Below are 1,321 nucleotides of genomic sequence, written 5' to 3'. Positions count from 1 at the left end.
CGTCGACCGAGCCGTCGACCGAGCCGGACGCGTAGGCGCGACTCGCGCGGGAACGACCGGGGGCGCCCGTCCGCCGCGGCGGACGGGCGCCCTGGTCACTTCCCGAGGCGCGCCTTCGTGTGTCGCGTCGGCTCCGCCGTGGCCGGGTCCTCGGGCCACGGGTGCTTCGGGTACCGGCCGCGCAGCTCCGCCCGTACGCCCTTGTAGCCGTCCTTCCAGAAGGAGGCCAGGTCGGCGGTGACCGCGGCCGGGCGGCCCGCGGGCGAGAGGAGGTGGACGAGGAGCGGCACCCCGGCGACCTCGGGCGAGCGCTGGAGCCCGAACATCTCCTGCAACTTCACGGCGAGGACCGGGCGGCCCGGGTCGTCGTAGTCGATCCGGATCCTGGACCCACTGGGCACGACGATCCGCTCCGGGGCTAGTTCGTCGAGCCGCGCCGCCTCTCCGGAGGCCCAGGGCAGCAGCCGGGTCAGCGCCTGACCGGCGTCGATCCGCGCCAGATCGGCCCGCCGCCGGGCCCGGCCCAGCTCGGGCTCCAGCCATTCGTCCGCACGCGCGCGCAGCGCGTCGTCGGAGACGTCCGGCCAGGGCTCGCCGAGCCGCCGTCGCAGAAAGGCGAGCCGCTTGCGCAGCACGTCCGCGTCGGCCGACCAGCGCAGCAACCCGAGCCCTTCCTGCCGCAGCCCCTCCAGGAGCGCGTTCCGTACGAGACCGGAGTCGGCGCCGGCGAGCGGCCGGACGGTGAGCTCCACGGCCCCGAGCCGTTCGACACGCCGGGCCACGACGTCACCGTCGCCCCAGTGCACCTCGTCCTGTTCCTCCAGGAACGCCCCCGCGGCGAGCCGGGCCGTCCCCTCGTCGACGACCGCCCCGAGCTGCACGCGCGCGTGCCCCTTCCCCACGGGCCGGTCGGCCACGGCCACGGCGATCCACGGCGCCCCGCGCAGCGTCGACGCCTCCGGCAGCTCCGCCCGGGTGCCGGAGACCATCAGGTACGAACCGCCGTCCTTCCTGGCCACCCGCTCGGGAAACGCCAGCGCGGCCACCAGCCCCGCGATGCTGTCGCCGGTGCCGCCCCGCGGCCGACCGGCGCTCTCCGCGGCGGCCCGCAGCCGCCGCACCTCGGTCCGCCAACGCGTCCCATAGGCATCTCCGCCACGCCGAGCGGCCCGCAGCGCGGCCACCAGATCGTCCCCGTACTCCCGCGGCGGCGCCTCACTGAGCAGCGCGACCACCTCCGCGACCGCACGGGAGTCGCCCGCCCCGGAGCCCGAGGCGTGCTCGTGGGAGGGGTCTTCGTCCGAGGTCCCGGCGGCGGAGC

The 1,321-nt window shown here is 76.8% G+C and carries 1 protein-coding gene; it reads right to left on the bottom strand.

The genetic code is table 11. From position 1 onward, the window contains the following. Positions 1-95: 95 nt before the first annotated feature. A partial coding sequence (locus tag EBH09_RS08785) for an ATP-dependent helicase C-terminal domain-containing protein (RefSeq protein ID WP_274595130.1) occupies positions 96-1,321 on the bottom strand: 1,226 nt, incomplete at its 5' end.

The organism is Streptomyces sp. E2N166, assembly GCF_003671715.1.
Classification (GTDB): domain Bacteria; phylum Actinomycetota; class Actinomycetes; order Streptomycetales; family Streptomycetaceae; genus Streptomyces; species Streptomyces thinghirensis.
The sequence above is the reverse complement of the archived record's forward strand: the minus strand, read 5'-3'. Positions and strand labels throughout refer to the sequence as shown.